This is a genomic window from Capnocytophaga sp. G1920 (genome assembly GCF_051417515.1).
Genome location: NZ_JBPRKH010000038.1, coordinates 1 through 4,840 on the forward strand (window position 1 = coordinate 1; position 4,840 = coordinate 4,840).

General features: G+C 31.2%; 4 protein-coding genes. All 4 read left to right on the top strand.

All coding sequences use genetic code 11. The features are described from left to right. A partial coding sequence (locus tag ACSQ7D_RS12865) for a glycoside hydrolase family 19 protein (RefSeq protein WP_437136475.1) occupies positions 1-2,041 on the top strand: 2,041 nt, incomplete at its 5' end. A 144-nt stretch (positions 2,042-2,185) separates the two neighbouring features. Then, positions 2,186-2,434, top strand: coding sequence for a hypothetical protein (locus ACSQ7D_RS12870; RefSeq protein WP_437136476.1), 249 nt, complete (start codon positions 2,186-2,188; stop codon positions 2,432-2,434). A 13-nt stretch (positions 2,435-2,447) separates the two neighbouring features. Then, complete coding sequence (locus ACSQ7D_RS12875) at positions 2,448-3,374, top strand: hypothetical protein (protein ID WP_437136477.1); 927 nt, start codon at positions 2,448-2,450, stop codon at positions 3,372-3,374. A gap of 15 nt (positions 3,375-3,389) precedes the next feature. Further along, positions 3,390-4,514 carry an ankyrin repeat domain-containing protein gene (locus ACSQ7D_RS12880; RefSeq protein WP_016479754.1) on the top strand — a complete coding sequence of 375 codons (1,125 nt, stop codon included), beginning with the start codon at positions 3,390-3,392 and terminating at the stop codon, positions 4,512-4,514. The last annotated feature ends 326 nt before the right edge of the window (positions 4,515-4,840 follow it).

Here is a 4,840-nt window from a genome sequence, read left to right on the forward strand (position 1 = left end):
AGAGGGAATGCCAAGAGTAGGAAAACCTTTTACTCTTACAGCAAAAACTATATTCCCCGATCTCTCAGATAAAGATCTAAAAAATTTAAAATGGGATATTCCTTTTAGCTATATAGATGAAAATGGTATTGAGCATAAACCTTTTGAGAAACATTTCCAAATAAAAGGAATGGGGCTCGGCTCCCCAAAAGATCCAAGAACAATGAAAATTACACCTTTAGCTGAAGGTGAATTTGAAGTTATTTGTAGTATTAATAAAAAAACAATAAAGAAAAAAATTAATATTGTCCGTCCTACAATTTCTTCACCTCATTGGATAGACAAAGATGGAAGCAGTGGTAATATCTTAGCAACAGCAGGATATGACCAAGAAATGTATGCTTATATAAAACATTTAGGGTTAGATGGAGAAGAAGTTGTTGTAGAAGTATATGATGCTAAAGATAAAAAGAACCCCATTTTTACCTCCGAAAAAATAACAGTTCCTGTAGGTAGTAAAGAATTTACTTTCCATTACTCAGTAAAAAAAGTGTTTAAAGGAAAAACAGAGGAAGAGAAGAAGGAGGAAGACAGAAATAGAAAGGATTTCCAAATATTTTTCAAAGTAAAACCTATTGATAATAAACTCCTTAAAGAATCTTTAAATGAAGAATTTGAAAATAATCTCCTTACAATTACAAATAAAGGAGATATAGTAGAAGCCTATTTCTGTAATTCAGATGATACTGAAAAACGAAAATTTATAGAATCTGGAAAAGTTGCACATTTAAAGATATATGCAACTAATATGAAAAACAGAGAAGTTGAAGTATTGTTTTTTACAAGAGATAAATTTCATTATTCTAAAAATACAACGCAGAATGAACTAACTTGGAAACCTTGGAGTGAAATTAAGACCCATAACATAAAAGGGGAACCATTCCATTCCGCTAAAGGAAAAATAAATGATAAAGGAGAGCTTTTAGTAGAGTTAGATACTTCTAAATACAAATGGATTAAAGGATATATAATTGCTGTATTTAAGATTAAAGGGAAAGAAGGTAACGAAAAAGGAGCTTTTATAAAAGAAAGGTATTCTCTAATATTACATTCTTATCCTCAGCTAACTAAATTAGCAGAAAATAAAGCCACTGTGAAAGTTGGTGGGCTCTTAGGCATAGGAAAAGTTGAAAGAGTTGAACTAGAGGAAGAAGGACATTCTTGCCCGAGATGTACAGCACCCGTTACTGTAGCACAACTAAGAGAGCTTTTCCCAGATGTAGAAGAAGATACATTAAAAACTGTAGCCGATACTTATACAAAATATATGAAAGAGCTACAAATGGATACTTGTTGGAATAAAGCTCACTTCTTTGCCCAAGCAGCAATAGAAACAGGATTTAAATTGCATATAAAAAAGGGTGAAAATATGGATAGTTACACAGAAGAACGTTTGTATGAAGTCTTCCCAAGTAGATTTTTTAAAATGGAACGGGTTAAGGATAAATCGGGGAATAATAAATTTGTTCCAATTATAGACCCCAAAGCAGAATTTCATGATGAAAAAAATCGTGTTTTCAAAAGTAAGGAGCTATCCCAAAAAGCAAAACAATTAATAAATAGTAAACCCAAGGATCAAAATATAGCTAATTTTGTATATGCTAATATAAATGGTAATAAAAACGAAGCCTCTGGAGATGGTTGGCGATTTAGAGGAAGTGGCTTAATACAACTAACTGGTAGAGGAAACTTTAAAATGGTAAATGACAAAATTGAAAAACTATGGGGACAAAGTATTTTAACGGATAGTGGAGCAGATCAAGTTCGTGAAAATCCAGAATTAGCTGTTCTTACAGCTATGGGATATTTCGCAGCAAAAGGAATCAATAGAATAGCTAATGGAGCTAGTAGTGATCAACAAATTAAAGAAGTATGTCTAAAAGTAGGGGATGATGTTGATATAAAAATAAACAATCGTAAAACTAAAAACCATGAAGAAAAAGCACTTTTCTTTAAAAACAAAAGTTCTAAAACTTTTAAAATAAATGAGTGCAAATTTTAACAACAGAAAGCAAAAAAATATGATATTGAAAAAGCCGTTGAACATTTAAATAAGCAAGCTAAAAGTAAGTCTATAGAAAGATGCGCTCTCTATGTAAGACAAGCTATAAATGCTGGAGGAATCTTTGGACTAAACGGACATGCAATGACATACTATAATGAGAAAAAATTGGAGATAGCAGGCTTTACTAAAATAGGAGATGATATAAACTCAATAGAACTAAAGAAAGGAGATATTGTAGCTTTTGCCGCTGTTAAAGGACATAGTTATGGACATATTGCTATGTGGAATGGAGAACAATGGGTATCTGATTTTAAGCAAAAATCATTTTGGGTAGCACCTCAATACGAAAAAGAAAAGAAATATGTTTTATATAGGTGGATTGAAAAATAACAAATTTTTACTTATGAGAAGAGTTTTTATTATACTTATCACAATTGCTTTTATCAGTTGTAGAGATAAGAAGAACGCTAATAATATAGCCACCGAACCTACAGATACAAAAGTCGCTATAGCAACTCTAAAAGCATTTTATTCATCTGTTTATAATGGTTCGTTAGACAACCAAGAAGTACTTTTCAAGCAATATGTTTCCAAGCAATTGTTGGAAAAGATTGATGAACTATCTGCTGATATGACATTAGATTACGACCCTTTTATAAAGGGACAAGATTTTTTTGCTGATGTTCTTAATAGTACATTAAAAATAACACCTTTAGAAAATAAAAATGAATACAGATGTTGTTTTTTACTATTTGGAAACACTTATGAAAAAGAAACTTGTGTAGACTATTTATTAGAAAAAGATAAGGACGGGCATTTTGTAATTTCTAAAATATTAAATGATGATATTTTAGCGGGGAAAAGAGATGTAATGCCTAGTGATGACGATAGTGATTTAGGAAAAATTCTTTTTAGAAAAAAAATGGATATAAACAAAGATGGCATTGAGGATAGGTTTATTGTTTATGATTCAGGAGATGATGCTCTTTTTGCGACCATAAAGATAGTTTTAAGTGATAAAGATAGAGAAAAGCTATTTCTTAATGCTAAGATGCTTAGTAACGACATTACAAGTGAGGAAGGATTTAGAAATATCTCTTTTAAAGGGCATTTTTTCACTATAGAAGAAAATGTATCCTCAGACCTATTAAAATATACTACTTTTTTTGTAGATAGTAAAACGAATAATATTTTTCTTTACAAATTAGAATATTCGAATATTTCTGATGATGGATATGACAATGAGTATTATGATTCAATCTATTTACAAAAAAAAAATGGAAAAGTCTCTTTTGAAAATTATGACCCTAAAACACTAAAATTATTCTAATTTTTGACTTTTGAAATGAAAACAACTTTTCTCATATTATACTCATTTCTGTTGTTAAGTACTTGCCAACAACAGCAAGTTCTGTATGACAATAGTGTAGCCACCACTACAGTTACTGAAACTGTGGAAGAAGATACTTCTAATATCGATGATTTTTGCTTTAATGAAGATGGTTTTCAATACACTCAATTGGGGTTAGCTTGCAAAAAAGGTGATTTAGAAGCCGTGAAAACACTTCTTGCCAAAGGTGCTGATAAATATTCAGCAAAACAAAAAGGAGAGGAGAAATTCGATTCTTTTCTAGTAGCCCTTGAAAGTGGCAACTTGCCCTTGGTAAAATATATTTTTGAAGATGTTTTTGGACGATCAAAACTTGGAGAAGGTGATTATTACGTACCAGGAAGTAAATATATTCTTCAATCAAGCCCTCTTATCATAGCTTGTAAATCCAACAGCCTACCAGTAGTAAGTTATTTATTACAAAAAGGAGCTTCCCCCGAAAGTGTACCGCTACCTTATCCACAAGACTATTTTTGGGAATCACCTCTGTTGATAGCTTATGAAAAGAACAACTACGAAATGGCTAAACTACTCATCAAAGCAAATGCCGATTTAAGTGATTCTGATAGAACAGATAGGTATTCTCTTGCTGATGTATTTGTTAAAAGAGGAGGTAAATGGCGAGATTTAGTATTTGGAGATAATAGCATAGATAAAATTGTCTATTCAAAGAAAAAAGATTTAAATGGTGATGGCATAGACGACTCCATACTCATCTACCAACCTAAAAACAATTTAAATAGAGGATCTTATTTTGTAACAAGAATAAGGCTTAGTGAAAAAGGCACTTTTAAAGAGTTTATAAACGATGTGTTGTTATATAGTGCCTATAAAGAATCTAACGCTGGTTCTGATACTGAAGCAAAGGGTTTTATGGGGATTACTTTTGAGAACAATACTTTTACAATAAAAGAAAACTATTCCTCAATACCTGTATTATTTAGGTATACTACTTTTGCTATTGACCCAGAAACGAATAACATATTAGCTGTTAAAAAAATATGGGTAGATAAGAATGGTGAGGAACAGAAGGTGGATAATTTAAACAATACCCCTTTCGAAGAATATAACAGAGAATAAAACTAATTTGTTTGCCATTACACAAAAAAAGTATCTCACTCTTTGCGCTACTACTTTCATCGTATTAAAATGTTCTACATTAGGTTAATTTTCTTTTTTAAATCTCTAAACTTTGAAGTAGCCATACTCACAACACAACGCTCAGAGAGAATGCCCCCGTGTCGGTTCTTGGAAATGATAATTTCTACCTCATTTAGGGAAAAAAGTGCAAGAAAAACTTAAAGGAAAATGTGCTTTAAATAGTGTTATATCTATTTCTCCTACTAATAATGCTTCTGAAATTAGACCTAATGAAGAAATTACCATTAATGTTACAAAAATGAGGT